The sequence below is a fragment of the Pontiella agarivorans genome, from assembly GCF_034531395.1.
GTDB lineage: Bacteria > Verrucomicrobiota > Kiritimatiellia > Kiritimatiellales > Pontiellaceae > Pontiella > Pontiella agarivorans.
The window spans coordinates 793,688-813,244 of record NZ_JARVCO010000012.1 but is presented as its reverse complement, the minus strand read 5'-3'; the positions used below and the strand labels follow the sequence as shown (position 1 = coordinate 813,244).

The window sequence follows — 19,557 nt, the reverse complement described above, 5'->3', positions numbered from 1 at the left end:
TCCGGGAGAGATCATGAAAGCAACCGACAAACCGCGCTGGTACAAATGCGACGTACCGAAGGAGGAACTGAAACAACTGATGCGGAAGAGCGATATCGCCGGCATTATCCACACCGCACTCTATCTGACCCTGCTTATCGGTCTCGGAACGGCTGCGTATTTTTCCATTGGAACGGTCTGGATGATCCCGGCCTTTTTCATCTATGGCACAGTTTACTGTTTCTGGAACCACATGATGCATGAAACCTTTCACGGCACGCCCTTCAAAAACAAAAAACTCAACGGGTTCTGGTGCTGGATTTCTTCTTTTTTCAATGGCGTCGAAATGGTGCACAACCGCTACGGTCATCTGCAGCATCATAACTTCACCTATTACGAAGAGGACGATCCGGAAATTGAAATCCAGCGCACCATCACCCTGTGGAAAATGCTGCCGAAATTTATCGCAGTCGGACTCTTCAATCCGATCCCGATCGCCCGTCACGCGCTCGGCATCCTGGATAAGGAAACCCGGAGCATCGTCCCGAAAAATGAATGGAATAAAATGATCTGGAGCTCCCGTTGGTGGCTGCTGGGGCACAGCCTCATCATTGCATCCTGTTTTATATTCAACAGCTGGCTGCCGGCGGTCTACACCATCTTTGCCCGCTTTTACGGAGCCCCGCTCGGCCGCTCACTGGATCTGATTCAGCATATCGGCATGGAAGTAAACGTACGCGATCATCGGCTCTGCACGCGCGATGTCTACCTTAATCCGCTCACCCGTTTTCTTTACTGGAATATGAACTATCACATCGAACACCACATGTTTCCGGCCGTTCCGTTTCATGCCCTGCCAAAGCTCCACGAAAAAATAAAAACCCAGTTGCCGGAAACCTATTCCAGCTGGCTCGCCGCCTATCGCGAAATCATTTCAACCGTCCTGAAGCAGCAGAAGGATCCAACCTATTGCTTCACGCCGAAACTCCCGGAGAAAACCCTATGACAATCAAATTCTTCACCCCGCACTGGGGCTTTGAACATCTCGATTTCAACACCTTCTGCCGACAGGTGGCTGATGCCGGGTTCGATGGCATTGAGCTCAATCTTGCGGCTGAGGCCGATGAAGCCGACGCCCAGCTTGTCCAGCTGAACGCAAACGGTCTTGAATATGTTGCCCAGCACTCCGGCACACGCCATCACGACTTTGAAGAACATAAAAAACACTACCGCGAAAACCTTGAACGCATTGCCGATTACCGGCCGCAGTTGCTGAACTGCCACACCGGACTGGACTTCTTCCGTGTTGAGCAGAATCTTGAACTCATCGATATTGCTCAGGAAATCCGCGCCGCTTCCGGTGTACCGATTATACACGAAACGCACCGCGGACGTTTTCCCTATCACGGCCTGCTGACCTTTCACTACCTGAAACAACGGCCCGACCTTCGGCTGACGGCCGATTTCTCGCACTGGTGCTGCGTATCGGAATCGCTGCTCGAAGGGCAGGAAAATCATATCAATGAAGCCATTAACCGCACAGACCACATCCATGCCCGCGTCGGACACGAACAGGGGCCGCAGATCAATGATCCACGCGCTCCGGAAAACGGGCCGGTTGTTGAACGCTTTCTCGGCTGGTGGGACCGTATTGTAGAAACGCACCGGAAAAAAGGTTCCGCGCAACTGACCATCACCTGCGAATTCGGCCCCTGGCCCTACACCCAGCAGCTGCCCCTGACCCAGCAGCCGATTTCCAACCAGTGGGATATTAATCTGTATATGATGAAACTGCTGCGCGAACGCTACCGGTAATCGCGCGGAGCCACACCCATGATTTTTTTAAATAGACGGGAAAAATAATAAGGATCCGGAAACCCCAGCTGCTCTCCCGCTTCACCGACCCGGAGGTTGGTCGTAACCAACAGCTCGCAGGCCCGCTGTATTTTCAGACGGTTGAAGTAGTCAATCGGCGTACTGCTGTAGCGCTTTCTGAAAAGCGCCCCGTAATGATTCATACTCATTCCGGCAATTCCGGCCAATTCTTTCAGACCGAGTTTACGGCTTAGATTGCGGTGCATAAACTCCACTGTTTTATCAAGATTTTCATCCGCTGTTCTCAACCGTAATTCTGAAGAATGCATATGCAATTGAATGACCCCGAGCAGCTGACTGAGAGCTCCGCCGGCCGCCACCAGCGTCTGATGGGTGTGCACCCGGCTCATAAACTGATAAAGTTGCTCAATACAGGCAATCATCTCAGGATGCCGAGGCAGATGGATCACCGGATTTCCGGGGTCCGGAACGATCTGCCGGGCAAAAGCACCGGCCTGCCTCCCCTGAAAGTGTACCCAGAAATTAGACCACGGCCGCTCTGGGTCAGCGCCATAGCGATGCGGAATATGTGCCGGAATCAGAAAGGCCTCGTGCTTTTCAACCGAACGAACCTGCTCATCGATGTCCAGCCAGCCGCGGCCTTCCGTACAGTAAATCAGAATGTGATCATAACTCCCTGCCGGCCGGGGAATATAATGGGCCGGTGACGGCCCCTGAAAACCGACCCGCGTACAGAGCAGATCTTCTGTGAGAGGCCGGCTCAGAAATTCATCCCGCAGATGGGCTGCAAGATGTGCCATGCGCATATCCGGAAAAGCACCGCGCTGCGCATGCCGGATGTCCGGCAACGACAGATCGGACAGTTTCGCACATTGTAATCCGTTTTCACGAAGGAGCCGCAACACCTCCGCCTCACACGCCACTGGCATTTTCTCTATCATATCGGGTTATTATCCATCTTATTCAACAGCTTGTCCATGGTGAATTTAATTTCCCGGACGGTAAAACATAGGGACCAATCAGGAGAATGGATATGCAAACCTTTGACTATAGAACCGAAAAGCGTACCTACAGCGCCGACCTGCACAACAGCGTCTTTAAACCGAATAACCGTATCAAAAAGTTAATCGACCGCCGCGACTGGCTGGCAAAAAATCATAAAAAGGACATCTACTGCGACAACGCTGAGTTTTTAATCTACCATTGGTCGGGCAAAGCCGAAACCTTCGCCGCGGCCACCGGCGAACAGGCCGCCGACGAAGATGAACGCATCAACATTGGCGACCACACCGCGCGCATTGACGGCGGCGGTCCTTTTCCTTTTGCCGATCAAATGCCCTCCAAAGTAAAAGGCTATGAACCGACCGTCACCAATTGGGCGGAAGACTATGCCTTTTTTCTACGTCACTCCGAAGCGGAAGTTCATCCCTACGAACAGATCGTTGGCGAATTTCACTGGCAGCTCGATGAAGCGCGCTATTATAAATATCCCCAATCTCACGCCGAACTAGGTTTGAAAGCCCGTGCGCTGGGTGCCGGCGGGTTCAGTCTGGCTCATTGCTGCCCCGATCTCTCGATCGGTCTCAAACTCGGATGGGGCGGACTCCTTGAAAAAGTCCGGACCTCGCGCAATAAACACGAATCTTTCGGCAACGAAAAATCCGCCACCTACCTCTCGGCCAGCGAACAGATTGTTTTGGCTGTCATCGATTTCGTACAGCGCCACGCCGAAAAAGCGGCTCAGCTCGCCGAATATGAAACCGATCCGGAGCGCAAAACCTCCTATGAAATTGTTGCTCAAAACTGTTCAAACATAGTCTGTGACCCTCCCGGAACCTACCACGAAGCCCTCCAGTGGATTATGCTCTACATGGTTGTGGAACGCATCAACGGACATGGCAACGGCTACGGCCGTTTCGACCAGCTGCTCATGCCGTTTTACGAAAAAGACAAAACCGCAGGTCGCATCAACCGCGAACGCGCCCGCGAACTGCTGGGCGAGTGGTACCTGAAATACGGCCCGCATCTCTCCTACGGCGGCCGAAAGGAAGACGGTTCCGATGCAACCAGTGAAATGAGCTGGATCGGACTCGAAGCCTACGACATGGTCGGCGGCTACAATCAGTTCGGCGTCCAATGGCACGCCGACATGGACCCGGCATTTTTCAACTATGCATGCGATGTTGTCGGCCGCCATGGCTGCGGTGTTCCGGCACTGCTCAATTCCGACGTAATGGTGGCCAGCCAGTTACGTACCGGATTCAACGAAGCCCATGCCCTGAACACCTCGTATAGCGGATGCCAGTGGTACTGTATTCCGGGACGCGAATATCAGGACCAGGACGTCAACTGCATTGTACTCATTTCTCCGATGCAACGGACCATAGATCGAGCCATAGATCAGAACATCAGGGATTGGGATGCCTTCTGGACACTCTATTGCGAAGAAGTGGATCAAACCGCCGAAGCCTTAGTGGCGTTTAAAAATGAAGCCTACAAATATCACGCCAGCCTCTGGCCGGAAATGATCACCTCATTGGTTTCACACGGACCCATTGAAAAAGGCCGCGATGTGACCGATTTCGATGCCGTCGACTACAACTATCCATCAGTCAACATTCTCGGCGTTCCGAATGTCGCTGATTCGATGTATGCCCTCAAAACCGCCGTTTTTGAACAGAAAAGATTCACACTCAAACAGGTGCGCGATGCCTGTGCATCCGACTGGACCGGTGAGAACGAAGAAATTATGCGTCAGGTACTGCTGAACCTTCCAAAGTTTGGAAACGATGAGGATAACGTCGATGCCATGGCCGTTCAGGTTTCAGAACAGATCCGTGAAACGATGGAATCCAAGCGCTGTATCAAAGGCGGTCATTTCCGTGTATCCCTTTTTCAGTATCAGGGCCACACCGTCGCGGGCCCCTATCTCGGCGCCACACCGGACGGCCGGAAACGCAGCGAACCGCTGGCACACGGAATGAACCCGATGCATAAACGAAACCGTAAGGGCATGACCGCCACAGCAAACTCATTCTGCAAACTCGACTTTGCAAAATATCAGGGCGGCTCCTTTCAGGTCGAACTCCACCCGAGTTATTTTCCGGAAGAGAATAACCGAGGCGAACTCGTCGAGCAGTTTGCCCGAACCTTCTTTAAAAAAGGCGGGGTTCAAATCAATCTCAATATTTTTGACCTCGAAGATCTGAAAAAGGCCTATGAACATCCCGAGGATGAAAAATATGACGATATCGTCGTTAAGGTCACCGGCTATTCCGCCCACTTCACCAAGATGGATCGCCAGTTTCAGAAGGAGTTCATCGAGCGCGCAAACTACGAATCGCTCCAGTGACCGGCCATACCTTCAGCATTAAACGCATGCAGACGCACGACGGCCCGGGACTGCGCACCACAGTCTTTATGAAAGGCTGTCCGTTGCGCTGTGCGTGGTGTCATAATCCCGAAAGCCAGTCATCAGAACAGGAAATCTGGCTCGATGAATCGAAGTGCATCGGATGTGGATTCTGCTTCAATGAGACCGGAGAACGAACACATCATTCAAACTGGAACGGCAACCTGAAAACCGTGAAAGACTGCCCATCCAAGGCCTTGAAACAACTGCGCCAGACCAGGACCGAAGAACAGCTTTTCATCGAAATCCAACGCGATGCCGACTTTTTTGAAAACGGCGGTGTCACCTTCAGTGGAGGCGAACCGCTGCAGCAGCCCGTCTTTGTTTCCGCCCTGCTTCAGCGCTGCAGACAGGCCGGATTCCACACAGCAATCGATACCTGCGGCGCAGCATCAGATCGCGCGGTTGCCATGGTCCTGCCCCACACCGACCTGATGCTCTTCGACCTGAAAATCATGAATCCGAATCTACACAAACAATGGACCGGAAGGGATAATCGGCAGACGCTGGAAAACTTCCGCAGAATCAGCGCTTATGCCGCGAAGCACCCCGGACTTAAACTATGGATCCGCACACCGCTGATTCCCGGGGCCACCGACAGCAGAGCAAATATAAGAGCCATTGCCCGGTTTCTGAAGGAACACTGGTCGGAGCAGATTGAACGCTGGGAACTGTGTGCATTCAACAACCTCGCAACGGATAAATACCGAAGACTGCAAAAACGATGGCCTTTTGAAAACACACCGCTGATCACGCGCAACCATGGCGCTGATCTGCTGCAAACCGCCATTGCAAACCTCGGACCGGAAAAGAAGGCCTGTATCGTTTTAAAAGGACGCATGACATGAAAAATGTTTTAATTGTACTGCTCGCAGCGTTTACCAATGTCGGAACAGTGATCTGCCTGAAAAAAGCGAAATTCGCACTGGTGCATGCTCTTCCTTCAGCAGGATGGATTGCCGGCATCGCGCTGACCATCGTCACCGCGCAATATCTGATGTGCTGGGCCGATGTACGGGGCGCTTCACTTGGGCTCATTATGTCCTGCATCATTGTCCTGGTCATGCTCTCCGCCGTTTTAATGCAGGCCCGGGCCCCTTCCGGAAAAATAACCCTGCTCTCCCCGACCGAACTTCCGCCGCTTGAAGGGATAGGCTACGGACTGACGGTAACCGGCATTTTTATTGTTGGCATATCCAGAAGTCTCTCCTGACGGAAAGGTTCGAAAACATTCACCGGAAAATGCGGTCGGGGAATTATCCATTTCAACCGTTACTTTATCCATGGCGGACCCTAACCGCATTCTGGATACTGTTTGTTACCCGTTCTATTTTTTAAACATCTGGAAGGATTATGTATCATGGAAGCAAACAGCACGAGTAGCGGCTCAATGGCCTATCTCTGGTTCATCTGCCTGGTCGCAGCCTGCGGCGGGCTTCTTTTCGGTTATGATGCAGTTGTTGTTTCGGGCACAACCAGTCAGGTCGAAAAACAGTTCAGCTTCACTGAAGCGCAACTGGGCTGGTTCGTCAGCTGTGTGCTATGGGGCTGTGCGGTCGGCTCCGGCATAGCCGGCCCGGTATCGGATGCAGTTGGACGTAAAATCACGCTCATGATTTCCTCTATCATGATCTTTATTTCGGCCATGTGGAGCGGACTCGCCGGCAGTGCCGACCAACTGATCATGGCGCGCCTGCTGGGCGGGATCGGCATCGGCGCGGCGACCATGATCTGCCCGCTCTATATCTCCGAAGTCTCTCCCGAAAAACACCGCGGCCGCATGGTCACCCTTTTCCAGCTCACGATCACCATCGGTATCGTCATGTGCGTTTTTGCCAACTGGGGCATTTTTAATTTTGCACAAAACAACGCAGATTCGAACGCTTTATCCAGCTTCTGGAAACAGTTTGCTGTCGATGAAAACTGGCGGGCCATGTTTATGGCTGAAGCCCTGCCCGGCATCTTATTTCTCATCTGTGCTTTCTTCATTCCGGAAAGCCCGCGCTGGCTGGTCAAAAATCAACGATCCGGAAAAGCCGAATCCATCCTTGCCCGAATCAACGGCCCTCGGAAAGCGGCAACAATCCGGGCTGAAATCGAAGAGACACTGAACGAAGAAGGTGAGGTTCATTTTGCGGACCTTTTTACCCGGCGCCTGAGTAAACCCTTAATTCTGGCGGTGTTGATTTGTGTTCTTTCTGAAGCCTGCGGCGTATCTGTTATTTTCTATTACGGCCCCCGCATTTTCGAAGATGCCGGGCTCGGACTCAGCGGATCGCTCGGCGGATTTTCCATCATCGCCATCATCAACTTCATTGCCACCATCTTCGCCCTGTTCTTTGTCGACTCCGCCGGACGCCGCAAACTGCTGACCGTTGGAGCAAGTGGATCCATGCTCTCCATGCTTCTAATCGGAACGTTCTTTGCCCGCGGCATCATGGGTTGGCCCATCGTCATAGCCATCAATATGTTCATCGCCTTCTTTGCGTGCGCACTGGGACCGGTAAAATTTGTGGTCGTCTCCGAAATCTTCCCCAACCGCGTACGCGGTAAAGCGATATCGTTGGCCACCGTCTTCATCTGGTTGACCAGCGCCACCGTCGCCCAGTTATTTCCCATCGTAGAAGCCAACGCACCGCCGGGCACCCTCTACTTTATTTTTGCCGGAGAACTCATCCTGCTGTTGCTCATGGTCAAATTCCTCATGCCCGAAACCAAAGGCCGAACCATCGAAGAAATCGAACGATCCTGGCTCTCACCTGACAGATCATAATCAACCGGAATTCGACGGCTCATCAGTCTAAAAAAATAAAGCTACCAGCATGCTTCCCGCGAATTTGTTACACGTGAAGCAAGCATAACATCTTTTATCTGGAAAAGATGAAACTGAGTTGAAGACCCGACGTGCTCTTCAAGCGCTTAGGAGAATTGAAATGATCCATGAAGAACACGTCTTCCCTGTAAAATCGGTAAACCAAGGCACAGGACTAACCCATACGCCATCAGCAGAGCTGATTAATATGCGCGGGCGTCGCTTTTTTTCATGAAATTGATGAATGAACGGTTGGCTACGCGGTGGCCGCCGGGCGTCGGATAGTTTCCGGTGAAATACCAGTCGCCCTTGTGATTCGGGCAGGCTTTGTGAAGCCCTTCAATGCTCTGGTAAATAATTTCCACTTCGGCTTTCATGCCTTTGGGCGTTAAAATTTCAGCGATTTTCTTGGAAATTTCATCGGCTGTAAAAGGCTCAAACAGCTTTTTCACCTGGTTTTCGGCCTGGATCATTGGTTTTTCCTCGTCGTCCAGACAGGACATAAAAATGTCTTCCAGCAACTCTTCGCGGCCGGTATCACGAACCAGTTCCACGGCAGCTTCAAACGCAATGAAATCCTTCATTTTCGACATATCAATGCCGTAGCAGTCGGGATACCGAATCTGCGGAGCTGATGAAACAATCACGACTTTTTTCATGCCGAGGCGGTCGAGAATACGGAGAATGGAGGTCCGCAGCGTCGTACCGCGCACAATAGAATCGTCAAGAATCACAAGGGTGTCGTTGGGCTTCACAATGCCGTAAGTGGTGTCATAGACCTGCGCCACCAAATCGTTGCGGTCGGCATCGGCCGTAATAAACGTGCGCAGCTTGGCGTCTTTGGTCATCAGCTTTTCAACGCGCGGCTGAAATGAGAGCAGTTCGTCAATGCGCTCAGCACTCATTCGCCCACCGTCCTGAAGCAACTGCCCTTTCGTGCGCTCAGTCACCAGATCCTTCACACCTTCCACAAGCCCGCGGAAGGCAGTTTCCGCCGTATTCGGGATATAGGAAAAAACGGTATTTTCCAGATCATAATCCACCGTATCCATCACCCGCCGCACCAGAGAACGGCCGAGATTCTTGCGTTCCTGATAAATATCCTTGTCAGTTCCGCGGGAAAAATAGATCCGTTCGAATGAACACGGCGTTTTTTCCAGCGGTTTATTGACCTCTTTCATCACCACTTCGCCGGTACGTTTCACCACCAGCGCATGCCCCGGCTCGATCTCCTTCACGGATTCAACTGGCACATTCAGCGCCGTCTGGATCTGCGGACGCTCGGAAGCAATCAGCACAATTTCATCATCATGATAGTAGAAGCCCGGCCGGATGCCGCTCGGGTCGCGCAGGGCAAACAGATCGCCGTGTCCGATCATGCCGCACATCACATAGCCGCCGTCAAACGACCGCGTCGCCTTTTTCAGAATCCGGATCACATCCAGCTCCTGGATGATTTTGTCCGTGATTTCCATACGGCTCAGCCCTTCTTTGCGATATTTGCGAAAGAGGAAATCGTTGGCTTCATCGAGAAAATGGCCCATTTTTTCAAGAACCATCACGGTATCGGCTTTGTTACGCGGGTGCTGCCCCAGTTCGACGAGCATATCGAACAGCTCGTTGTTGTTCGTTAAATTAAAATTACCCGCAACCACCAGGTTACGGGTCATCCAGTTGTTCTGACGCAGAAAGGGATGGCAGAACGATTCGCCCTGAGCTCCGTGAGTGCCGTAGCGCAGATGGCCGAGCAGCAACTCGCCGGCAAACAGCACGTTGTTTTTCACCCACTCCCCGTCATTCATTTTTTCGGGATTTTTTTCGCGGGCATCGGCAAAGGCTTTCACCATGCGGTTGCGTACCGCCATGATCGGATTTTTGTCGGCCGAGCGGGTACGGAAAATGTAGGGCTCGCCGGGAGGCATATCGAGTTTGATGGCGCAGGCGCCGGCACCATCCTGACCGCGGTTATGCTGCTTCTCCATCAGGAGAGTCAGCTTATTCACCGCATACATTGCGGTTCCGTATTTCTCGATGTAGTAATCGAGAGGCTTCAACAATCGTACCGCGGCAATACCGCACTCATGACCGATCCAATCGCTCATAACATACCGTCCTCTGGTTATGTTCGGGTTTGATTAGGAAAAGGCGCACCGTGCCCTAGATCATTCCCCCGGTCAAGTCCCTCTGCCGACTTTCATCCGCTACAAATTCGTCAACATAATTGCAATTGCCGGAAACCCCTTTATTCACCATATTTTCTGCAACATTTTTGAACATTCCGACCGTCTGGTCGTCTATGGGGCAAACCTTAACAAGGAAGTAAAAGTTATGCTGTTATCGCTCGATCCCGTCTACTGGCTGTTCATGATCCCCGGCCTGATTCTTGCCGGAATCGCCTCTGCAAAAACCAAAGGAACCTTCAATAAATATGCCCGTGTCATCGCCGGCTCGCGCATGACCGGGGCTCAGGCCGCCCGACAGATGCTCGACCGCGCCGGACTGCACGATGTTGCGATCAACCGTACCCGCGGCTTTCTTTCCGATCACTACAACCCCGCCAACCGGACTCTGAATCTGTCGCCCGATGTCTATGATTCGCCGTCGCTCTCCGCTATCGGCGTCGCCTGCCACGAGGCCGGTCACGCGCTGCAGCATGCCCAGGGCTACGTCCCGCTCCAGATCCGCAGCGCCATGGTGCCGGTCACCCAGTTCAGCTCCTGGGGTTCCTACGTCTTTATTTTCCTCGGTATTTTTATGCAGAGCATGGGCATGATCAAACTCGGCGTCATCCTTTTCGGCATCGGCTTTCTTTTTTCCGTCGTCACTCTGCCGGTCGAATGGGATGCCTCCGCCCGCGCAAAACGACAGATGGTCACCGACGGCATTGTTCTGCCCTCCGAAGCCGCCGACGCCGGAAAAGTGCTCGATGCCGCCTTCCTGACCTATGTTGCCTCCGCCGTCACCGCCCTGCTCACCCTGCTCTACTACCTCATGCGCCTCGGCCTGCTCGGCGGCCGCGACGACTGAGCCTTTCCGCCCTCCCAATGTCCGGGGCATCATGCTCCGGACAAATCAAAACCCGCTCACACAACAGCAACGTTTCGCTAGATCTTTATGAACACCGCCCGGCCAAAGTTCCGGACGTTTATGAACATCTGCGACATCATGCCGTTTTACAGCCCGCTGAACGAAGACGTGAGGCACCGCTACGGCATCCGGCCCGATATCGGGCATGTGCTGATCGTGCCGTCGCACCGTAACACCCAACCGCCGAACAGTGCAGGCGGATGAACCCGCCGGACCTCAACCCCCGGACGTTTTCAAAAATCGCTATTCAGGGACTGGTGATCACTGTGATCCTATCCAGTCTTGTACTCCTTTTCACCTCCACAGGCGACACGCTCAAACTGCTGAAAGAAACGGTGCGCCGGCCGAGCGTCGCTCTCCTCTCAATTCCCATTCTGCTCGCGTAGTGCTGCAACGGCGCACGCTTCTGGCTGATGAGCCGCTGCATCGGTCATCCCATCAGCTATCCCCGGGCATGGAGCATTGCCGTCTCCTTCGAATTCGGCGTCATGGCCTCCCCCGGCGGGGTCGACGGCGCCGCCATCCGGCTCGGATTCCTCAAAAAATCCGGCATCTCCTATGTTCACGGCGCATCCCTTCTGGCGGCCGACGTTTTCATCGATATGCTCTTTTTCATCTCCATCATTCCCTTTCCCATTGCTTCCCTGCTCAAATATATACCGCTCGATTCCCTCTCCGGAAATCTGTCCATACAATGGCTCGCCCTCCTGCTCATTCCGGTTCCGCTCTATGCCTGGCGCAAACGGATTTTCCAATCGCTGGAAAAACAGCAGACCTATCGAAAACACCGCATGGGCGGACGTCTCCGGCTCGCCCGCAGAAACCTAACCCACGGTTTCCGGCAGGGCCAAAATGCCGTTACTCTTATTTTCAAAAACCACCGCGGCCTTCTCGCCATCAATTTCGTCCTCGCTGCGCTTCAGTTCACCGCACGGTACAGCATTCTTCCCCTCGCCATTTACCTGCTCGGAACCTCCGTCAATCCCCTGCCCCTCATCGTCATGCAAGGTGCACTGTTCATGATTTCCATGCTCGTCGTCGCTCCCGGAGGCGGCGGAAGCGTTGAAGTCCTCGCCGCCCTCGCCCTGCCCCGTCTAATCCCCCTCAATCACGTCGGCGTTGTCATCCTGCTCTGGCGGATTTTTACCTACCACTTCTATCTGCTTTTCGGCGGAATCATCTTTACGCGAACGCTCAAAAAACTGATATAGCCGAGCAGAACAGCCGGGCTTTGCATTCCTGAAAACGGCACCGCTTCAACACTCTCCAATATTCAGCAGACGCCCCGGCCGCATTTATAATTTCATACATTGCAATGTATGAAATTATGAGGTGTATTTTTTGAAGAGACCTGTGAAGAATCCAACCAATATGCGGGATATGAATCGGAAAAGCGGGTTGCAGCCGAAGCTGAAAAAGTAACCGTAGCGCGTGCCTGTATTTATCCAAGCCCTCTGAAAAGAAGCCGGCTGGCCCCTTTCTCATTACTGCAGTGCCGGCAGCTATGGCCGGTTAATTGCTGTCGGCGGGACCTGCACGGGGGCCGGTCGGGTGAGCTTGGCATACTCCGGTTTCTGCGGAGCGGGAAAGGTCGGAACCCGGGGATTCGTCGTCATGATGTCTGACTCCCCCGTTCTTCCGGTTCGTCTTGCGCAACCGCTGCCTGTTCACACAGGCTGCGGGAAATTACAGTAATCATTTCGGTAAGATGCCCGGTCTTTTTATTGAAGTATTTTTCCACCAGTCCGAGATGACGGGAAAAAAAGCGGCTCACCGCATTTTCCGGGTAGGCATAGACCGATGCCACGTAACCGACGCCCGCGTCACCGCAATCGAGCAACTGCACATGAATAACGGCCTGATAATTTCCGAAGAAACGTTTTCCAGAGGAATAGAGGATAATATCAAACGTGGTGTCGGAGGTTTCGCGGCGAAAGATTTCTGAAATATCGGTGCGTTCCTTTTTGCGGTTCACATAGTGAAATTTCTTTTCGGCGGTCTGCTGAATGGAGAATTCGGGCGCACCTTCTTTCAGCACATGCTCGGAATACGCCGCCTGCACATTCACCAGCAGGTCCGGATGCGCATACACCTTCAGAGCCTGAGCATAATCCACCGGAACCCGTCCCTCGGTTTCGCAGTAGATCGGGTTTCTGCTTTCCAGCAGCGTTTTCGATGCCCCGTCCGGCAGAAGCGGAAGGGTTTCCAAAGCCCTGACGGAAATGCCGCATAGCAGCACGGCAAAACCGAGCGCACCGCGAATCATGCGACACCGATCATGTTTACAATTTTTCAAGGGCGTGCTCCCATCGGCTGTCCTGCGCTTTAAGACCGGCATTGATTTTGAGCTGTTCATAAAGTGCATAATCCCCGGTGACACGCTTCATCGCCTCAAACAGTTCATCCGGTGTACGGGCGTTTACCACCAGCCCCGAGTTGTGCGATTCCACAATTTCCTGCGGACCGCCCTCGTTTGAAACAATCGCCGGAAGACCGGACGCATGGGCTTCGAGCACGACATTCCCGAAGGTGTCCGTCAGGCTCGGGAATACAAACAGATCAGCACTGGCATAGACTTCAGCCAGTTCGTCACCGTAGAGATAGCCGGTAAAAACAATCTGCGGATCGTTGTACTTCAGCTGCAGCTCATCCCGCTGCGGTCCGTCGCCCACCACAATCAGATCCGCATCGCTTCCGCTTTCCACCAGCCGGGTAAAGGCCTTGAGCATAACTTCGATATTTTTCTCCCGCGAAACGCGGCCGGCATAAATAAATTTAAAACTTCCGTTGCGGTTATAATTTTTTTCCCACATGGCCCGGTTCCGATGTTCCGGACTGAACCGTTCACGATTAATTCCGCGCGGCATGACATCGATTTTACCGGCGTCAAATCCGCCATCCATCAACCGGGTTTTATACTGCCGGGTCGGGACGAGAATCTGATCCACCCGGCCATAGAACCAGCGCATAAAGCGCCAGGCCGCCTCGCCCATTTTTTCATCGTCCAGAATATCGGAAAAGAAGCGCGGAAAATCCGTGTGATAGATGCCTTTGGTTTTCAGGCCCAGCATGTAGGCCGCACCCAGCGCACAGATCCCCAGCGTTCCCGGTGTGGAAATGATGACTTCATCAAACTCCTCTTTTTCAAGGTAAGCGAGCATCTCCATGAACGGCGGATAGCTGATCATGAGCGATTCATATTCCGGCATTCTGAACGAACCCACCGGCTTAAAATTTTTAACCGGAAAATCGGCCGTCGGCTCTTCATCGAGACTGGTAATGACGGTGATCTCCTTGTGATTCTCCTTCGCCATAGCGGCCAGGGTGCGAATGGTTTTCGTGACCCCGTTGACATCGGTGAATGTATCGGTGACCCACGCTTTGCGGCCGGTTTTTTCCTTAAGACTTCCAGCCGCTGGAAAACGGTTGGCCACGCGGCGCAGAAATTCCTCGTCCTTATGCTGCGTGGCGAATGCCGTCAGATACGGCGCAATACCGAGCGCAACGGGGCCCAGCGACGAAACCGCCTGCAACGATCCGATCAGTTCGCCCTTGCGGATCTTTTTCGCCGCCTTTTGAATGAACGCAAAACTCAGTTCCTGACTCAGGCGGCAGGCCGACTTGAAATTAACCGAATCCTCATCCTCGACCGGCTGCTGCGGATCATTTTCAAGTACGCGTGTAAGCTCCTCAACAATCATCTGCTCCAGCTCATTCATCTGCGTTTTGACATAGGCCTTCTGAACCTTTTTCTGAAACGCCGCTTTGACGGATGCCCGAAAACCGGTTTTTTCCGGCCCTTTTTCATCCGGTGTTTCCGCCATGGTTTTCAGCACATTACCGATGACCGAACGATCGTTGGTTCCCGGAGAAAGAAGCCGCTCTTTGTAGTAGCAGTAGGCAATACGGTAAAGACTGTTGGCCAGCCGGACACTGGTTCCACCGACCCCGCCGGGCTCGTGCTGTCCCTCACGAATATATTCCAGGAAATCAATCACGCCCGGCGCATGCGGCGTCACCGTATACGCGCTGGCAACATAAAGCCCGCCGTGATCATCTGATCCGCCGGTCAGCGTTTTATTCCACGGCTCCAGCCCGACCGGTTCGAGGTTATGTTTATCCGCCAGACTGGAAATCACATCCGGCGTCAGACTGGAGAAAATCGCATTTCCAATCTCACACGCCCGCGGAACCCGCGATCCGTTGATGCCTTCGAAACGGTTGAACATCACCAGCAGTTTTTCAACCTGCTCTACCGTCAGCTTATCGTTCACCCGGAACAGCGGATGCGCAATCGTATGAATGACCCGGTTCTGATTCATATACTGGCGCAGATCGTAAATATTTTCACGGACCTTCTGCATATCGCGGAACTGGTTTTCCGTAATCCCCGAAACCAGACAATGAACCTTGCAGCCGTTTTCCGGGAAATAGGTGGTCAGTTCAGCCGAGATAAAGGTCCCCGGCAAATGAGCAATCTCCTTCGCACCGCAAATACAGTTATGGTCGGAAATCGTCACAAAATCCATGCCCGCTTTTTTGCAGACCTGGTATACCTCCAGCGGCTCCATAAAACTTTCCGGCGCGCCGATGCGGCGAAGAAACCATTCGGATGGCCGGTTGGAATATTTACTGTGCACATGCAGGTCGGCTTTGGATACAGAAGCATTTGTTTTCATGTGCGCAAATTCACCCGATGCCGTTACCGTCGAATTGGCCGGCCATTAGGATTACATGAGTTTCCGCTCCCCAACTCCCCGCTTGATTTTCCAATCCCCGGAACTATAGTCCCGCACGTTCAATCGAGCTGAACCACAGAAAACATGGAATATACGGAAGTCCTGTTTTCTGAATATTCTGTGCCTTCCGTGGTTACTAATTTTAATCTATGAGTAAGATCGAAACAGGCGGATATGAACATCGGTTCGGCGGACTTTTCCGACTCTACGGAAAAACCGCTATGGAAAAGCTGCGGGCAGCGCACGTGCTGATCGTCGGCGTCGGCGGAGTCGGCTCCTGGGTCGCCGAGGCGCTGGCGCGTTCCGGCATCGGGCACCTGACGCTGGTGGACTGGGACGACATCTGCTTTTCAAACACCAACCGCCAGATCCACGCCATGACCGGTACTGCCGGCCGCGCCAAAGTCGATATTCTGGCCGACCGCATTCACCTCATCAATCCCGAGTGCAAAGTCACCCCCATCCGCGAATTCTATTCTGATAAAAACGCCGACGAACTGGTCACCTCCGGCCTTTCCTACGTCGTGGATGCCATCGACAAAAAAAACGCCAAGATTCATCTTATTACGCACTGCACGAAACTCGGCATTCCGGTGATCGTCAGCGGCGGTGCCGGCGGCCGGGTGGATCCATCCAAAATCCAGACGGCCGACCTGCGCGACTCCTTTAACGATCCCCTGCTCGCAGCCTGCCGCAAACAGCTGCGTAAAAATATTCCGGGCATGCACCTGAAGCACAAAAAGAAATTCGGTATTCCCTGCGTCTTCTCTGCGGAGACCATCCGCTATCCGCACCCCGACGGCGGCATCTGCTTTGAAAAACCCGCAGCCGGCGAAGGCCCCAAACAACTCGACTGCCAGTTCGGTTTCGGGTCCGCCACCTTCCTCACCGGAAGCTTCGGTTTCGCCATGGCCGCCAGAATCATCAACGACCTCACCGCAGAAGCCGAACCGCCTTCATAAAGACCAAAGCCGCAGATCCCCGTAACGTTTCAGCCTAAGAAACCAGTGCAAGCTCCGTGCAGGATCCAAAAAAGCCGATCGGCTGCGTACCGAGGCGGCGTTCGCCTTTCCAGCGCCGGATCAGTTCCTGCTCATTTTTACGGTGTGTATCATCCAGCAGAATACGGCACTCCGGATCGAGATGATTTCCCATCACCGGAAACAGGCCGTAACGCCCGCCCCGGATCGTTCCCGGCGGTCCGTCACAGATCACCATACCGAAATCGCTCGGCAGATCGGCCGGCACGTCATACCACTCGAATTCACCATAGGATTTCAGCGGTGTGTGGCAGACGGTCACCTGTTTCAGGTCCAGCGAAGCGAGTACGTCGTTCACATGAGCGGCCCAGTATTCGTGATGCTCAAAGGCCCAGGCTTTCCGGTTATATTTTTCGGCCAGCAGCGCGATGAGTAGAGTGGTCGCCCCGGATCCGCATTCCAGAACCGCCCCCCGGCTTTCGCGGAAAATACGTTCAACCTGCTGAAGATACCGGGCACTGGCCGAATAGCCGATATTGCCCCAGGAGAGTAAAAGCTGAATCCGCTGCTGCCAGCCCAGCGGCTTTTCGGTGTTTAAATATTCACGGACATTGCCGACGACTCGTTTGAGATTTCTGCTTTCGAGTCTGCGTTTCTGTGCTCTGGAGGACATAAATTCCCTTTCATGGATATGATTACGGTTCGTAAACCGTTTGCGTTCGGCATGAACTATTTAATGAAAGGATTAGCCCGAAATTCGGGAGGGGTTAGCTCTGCATGAGCAACAAACCCCAACTATCACGGAATACACAAATCACAAACGCGCTCCGCTTACGGCATTCCGTGGCGAATCAATAGACCGCAAGAATAATGCCTTCAAGACCGGTAGGCAGTTCAACAAAACCCGCCTCGAAATTATTCATCAGCCGGGAACCCAGTGGCGACTCCGGCGTGATCACCGTCACCGTACAGCCGTCCACCTTGACTTCCGTTCCCCCGCCGCAGTTCAACAGCAGATACGTATCCGACTCTCCGTCAAAATCCACCTCAACCATGGCTCCGACATCGATTTCCTGGCCGGTAAAATCCTCAACCGGCATCGCTTTGAGCTCATCCATCCGATGCTGAAGCTCCAGCGCCTGGCCGGCATAGCCGCGGGCCAGATGCGCCGCTTCAAACCCGGTGGTATCGCGCTGTTTTTCGGCATGGGCCGCGCTGAAGGCCGATGCGGCATTCGACTGCGCGTTCGCGCGCGCCTGCCGCTCGAGTTCTTTTTCCAGGCTCTGGATCACTGCTGCTATAACCGTCTCTTTCATGGCGCGCATTTATAGCCGCAAATTTCCAGCCATTGGAAGTTTGATTCATGATAAACCTGCAGTCATGATCTATGCATCTAATGAGGAAGTATTTATGGCTGAAAAAATGAGCTGGGAAAAGTTACTGAGCGGCAACCGCCTGCTGGATAAGCGTAAGATTGACCAGGGCGGAACACGCACCGGTTTTCACCGCGATTACGACCGCATCGCCTTCAGCCATCCGTTCCGGCGGATGAGCGATAAAACGCAGGTGCACCCCCTTTCGCCGAACGATCACATTCATTCGCGGCTGACCCACAGCCTGGAGGTTTCCATTGTCGGCCGCAGTCTGGGCATGTCCGTCGGCGAACACCTGCCCCTGCCCGATGGGATCAACCCGACGCACATCGGCCAGATTCTACAGGCGGCCTGCCTGATGCACGATCTCGGAAATCCCCCGTTTGGCCATGCCGGTGAAGACGCGATTCAGCTCTGGTTTTCCGATCCGAAAAACGCACACCATCTTGAAGGACTGACCCCGGAACAGATCAGCGATTTCCAATCCTTCGAGGGCAATGCCCAGGCCTTCCGGATTGTGAGCAATCTGGAAAACAATCCCGGTAACGGCGGCATGCAGCTGACCTGCGCTACGCTGGGGGCATTGATGAAGTATCCGTGGACCAGCGATAAAATCCGCGGCAAAAAAAAGTTCGGGGCCTTTCAGGCGGAAAAATATCTGATGGAAATGGTGGCGAAAGAGACCGGCATGATCAAAGAAGAGGACGGTCGCTATAAACGCCACCCGCTGGCCTATCTGGCCGAAGCCGCCGACGACATCTGCTACCGGATCATCGATCTGGAAGACGCCGAGGAAATCGGCGTGGTCTCGCACTCCAAAGTCAAAAGCCTGCTGAGCGATATCTGCGGAAAGAAGCCCGACTCCAAAGTCAGTAAACGCAAACAGATTTCCTCACTGCGTTCCGCCTCCATCAACAAAGCCGTAAATGCGGTATCCGCAGCTTTCCTTGAACATGAAGAGCAGTTTCTTTCCGGAGAAATCCCCTACGATGTTGAGCTGATCAGTCTATGCCCGCCGGACCTGAAAGAAGCGCTCGACCGCGCCAAGCGGTACGCCAAAAAACACATCTACACCGATCCGCGCAAAATGGGGCTGCAGCTCGGCGGATATAAACACATCGGCAATATGCTGGAGCTGTTCTGCACGGCGGCCCGTCAGCGAATCGACCATAAATACATCTCCTACCATTGCGAACAGGTCATTACGCTGCTCAAATCCGATGCTCCGAAATATGGCGATGATCTTTATCCGGCGCTGCTGAAACTTACGGATTTTATCTCCGGCATGACCGACCACTATGCCTCACGCCTCGCCCGGCAGCTGAGCGGCATGGGATAA

At 53.4% G+C, this 19,557-nt stretch carries 17 protein-coding genes and 1 pseudogene; 12 read left to right on the top strand and 6 right to left on the bottom strand.

The window, feature by feature from the left end; all coding sequences use genetic code 11:
* The first annotated feature begins 13 nt into the window (after window positions 1–13).
* A complete protein-coding gene (locus tag P9H32_RS16300; protein ID WP_322609981.1) occupies window positions 14–985 on the top strand; it encodes a fatty acid desaturase in 972 nt (323 codons plus the stop codon).
* Entirely contained in the window at window positions 982–1,794 is an 813-nt protein-coding gene (locus P9H32_RS16295) for a sugar phosphate isomerase/epimerase family protein (RefSeq protein ID WP_322609980.1), read from the top strand. Before P9H32_RS16300 ends, P9H32_RS16295 begins: the two co-directional genes overlap by 4 nt.
* Here P9H32_RS16295 and P9H32_RS16290 read toward each other — a convergent pair.
* Window positions 1,785–2,744: an AraC family transcriptional regulator gene (locus P9H32_RS16290; protein ID WP_322609979.1), complete on the bottom strand. Its 960-nt coding sequence runs from the start codon at window positions 2,742–2,744 to the stop codon at window positions 1,785–1,787. The two genes, P9H32_RS16295 and P9H32_RS16290, sit on opposite strands and share 10 nt — an antisense overlap.
* A gap of 98 nt (window positions 2,745–2,842) precedes the next feature.
* Here P9H32_RS16290 and P9H32_RS16285 point away from each other — a divergent pair, with 98 nt between their 5' ends.
* From P9H32_RS16285 to P9H32_RS16270, 4 genes are all read left to right on the top strand, one after another.
* Entirely contained in the window at window positions 2,843–5,167 is a 2,325-nt protein-coding gene (locus tag P9H32_RS16285) for a pyruvate formate lyase family protein (RefSeq protein ID WP_322609978.1), read from the top strand.
* Entirely contained in the window at window positions 5,164–6,075 is a 912-nt protein-coding gene (locus P9H32_RS16280) for a glycyl-radical enzyme activating protein (RefSeq protein WP_322609977.1), read from the top strand. Before P9H32_RS16285 ends, P9H32_RS16280 begins: the two co-directional genes overlap by 4 nt.
* Window positions 6,072–6,440, top strand: coding sequence for a hypothetical protein (locus P9H32_RS16275; protein ID WP_322609976.1), 369 nt, complete (start codon window positions 6,072–6,074; stop codon window positions 6,438–6,440). The genes P9H32_RS16280 and P9H32_RS16275 overlap by 4 nt, the downstream gene beginning before the upstream one ends.
* A gap of 147 nt (window positions 6,441–6,587) precedes the next feature.
* On the top strand, window positions 6,588–8,000 hold the full coding sequence (locus tag P9H32_RS16270) for a sugar porter family MFS transporter (RefSeq protein WP_322609975.1): 1,413 nt from the start codon (window positions 6,588–6,590) through the stop codon (window positions 7,998–8,000).
* A 242-nt stretch (window positions 8,001–8,242) separates the two neighbouring features.
* On the opposite strand, the gene P9H32_RS16265 is transcribed toward P9H32_RS16270, so the two are convergent.
* Window positions 8,243–10,141 carry an amidophosphoribosyltransferase gene (locus P9H32_RS16265; RefSeq protein ID WP_322609974.1) on the bottom strand — a complete coding sequence of 633 codons (1,899 nt, stop codon included), beginning with the start codon at window positions 10,139–10,141 and terminating at the stop codon, window positions 8,243–8,245.
* 226 nt (window positions 10,142–10,367) lie between these two features.
* On the opposite strand from P9H32_RS16265, the gene P9H32_RS16260 reads away from it, so the two are divergent.
* The 4 genes and pseudogenes from P9H32_RS16260 to P9H32_RS16245 all read left to right on the top strand — a co-directional run.
* Entirely contained in the window at window positions 10,368–11,066 is a 699-nt protein-coding gene (locus P9H32_RS16260; RefSeq protein ID WP_322609973.1) for a zinc metallopeptidase, read from the top strand.
* 120 nt (window positions 11,067–11,186) lie between these two features.
* The gene (locus P9H32_RS16255) at window positions 11,187–11,330 is read left to right on the top strand and encodes a hypothetical protein (RefSeq protein ID WP_322609972.1); all 144 of its coding nucleotides are present in this window, start codon (window positions 11,187–11,189) and stop codon (window positions 11,328–11,330) included.
* Entirely contained in the window at window positions 11,327–11,512 is a 186-nt protein-coding gene (locus tag P9H32_RS16250; protein ID WP_322609971.1) for a hypothetical protein, read from the top strand. The genes P9H32_RS16255 and P9H32_RS16250 overlap by 4 nt, the downstream gene beginning before the upstream one ends.
* Window positions 11,513–11,530: 18 nt before the next feature.
* Window positions 11,531–12,337, top strand: a pseudogene (locus P9H32_RS16245) (lysylphosphatidylglycerol synthase transmembrane domain-containing protein); the annotation flags it as partial.
* 401 nt (window positions 12,338–12,738) lie between these two features.
* Here the strand turns inward: P9H32_RS16245 and P9H32_RS16240 are convergent.
* Together P9H32_RS16240 and P9H32_RS16235 are read right to left on the bottom strand one after the other, a co-directional pair.
* The gene (locus tag P9H32_RS16240; RefSeq protein WP_322609970.1) at window positions 12,739–13,422 is read right to left on the bottom strand and encodes a hypothetical protein; all 684 of its coding nucleotides are present in this window, start codon (window positions 13,420–13,422) and stop codon (window positions 12,739–12,741) included.
* Window positions 13,409–15,805 (bottom strand): glycosyltransferase, encoded by a 2,397-nt coding sequence (locus tag P9H32_RS16235; protein WP_322609969.1) that lies wholly within the window; start codon window positions 15,803–15,805, stop codon window positions 13,409–13,411. The genes P9H32_RS16240 and P9H32_RS16235 overlap by 14 nt, the downstream gene beginning before the upstream one ends.
* Before the next feature lie 209 nt (window positions 15,806–16,014).
* Here P9H32_RS16235 and P9H32_RS16230 point away from each other — a divergent pair, with 209 nt between their 5' ends.
* Window positions 16,015–16,827: a tRNA threonylcarbamoyladenosine dehydratase gene (locus P9H32_RS16230; RefSeq protein WP_322609968.1), complete on the top strand. Its 813-nt coding sequence runs from the start codon at window positions 16,015–16,017 to the stop codon at window positions 16,825–16,827.
* A gap of 34 nt (window positions 16,828–16,861) precedes the next feature.
* Here the strand turns inward: P9H32_RS16230 and P9H32_RS16225 are convergent, their stop codons facing one another.
* The gene (locus P9H32_RS16225) at window positions 16,862–17,518 is read right to left on the bottom strand and encodes a class I SAM-dependent methyltransferase (RefSeq protein WP_322609967.1); all 657 of its coding nucleotides are present in this window, start codon (window positions 17,516–17,518) and stop codon (window positions 16,862–16,864) included.
* A gap of 178 nt (window positions 17,519–17,696) precedes the next feature.
* Complete coding sequence (locus P9H32_RS16220; RefSeq protein ID WP_322609966.1) at window positions 17,697–18,170, bottom strand: hypothetical protein; 474 nt, start codon at window positions 18,168–18,170, stop codon at window positions 17,697–17,699.
* 85 nt (window positions 18,171–18,255) lie between these two features.
* Between P9H32_RS16220 and P9H32_RS16215 the strand changes: the two genes are divergently transcribed.
* Window positions 18,256–19,557: a deoxyguanosinetriphosphate triphosphohydrolase gene (locus P9H32_RS16215; protein WP_322609965.1), complete on the top strand. Its 1,302-nt coding sequence runs from the start codon at window positions 18,256–18,258 to the stop codon at window positions 19,555–19,557.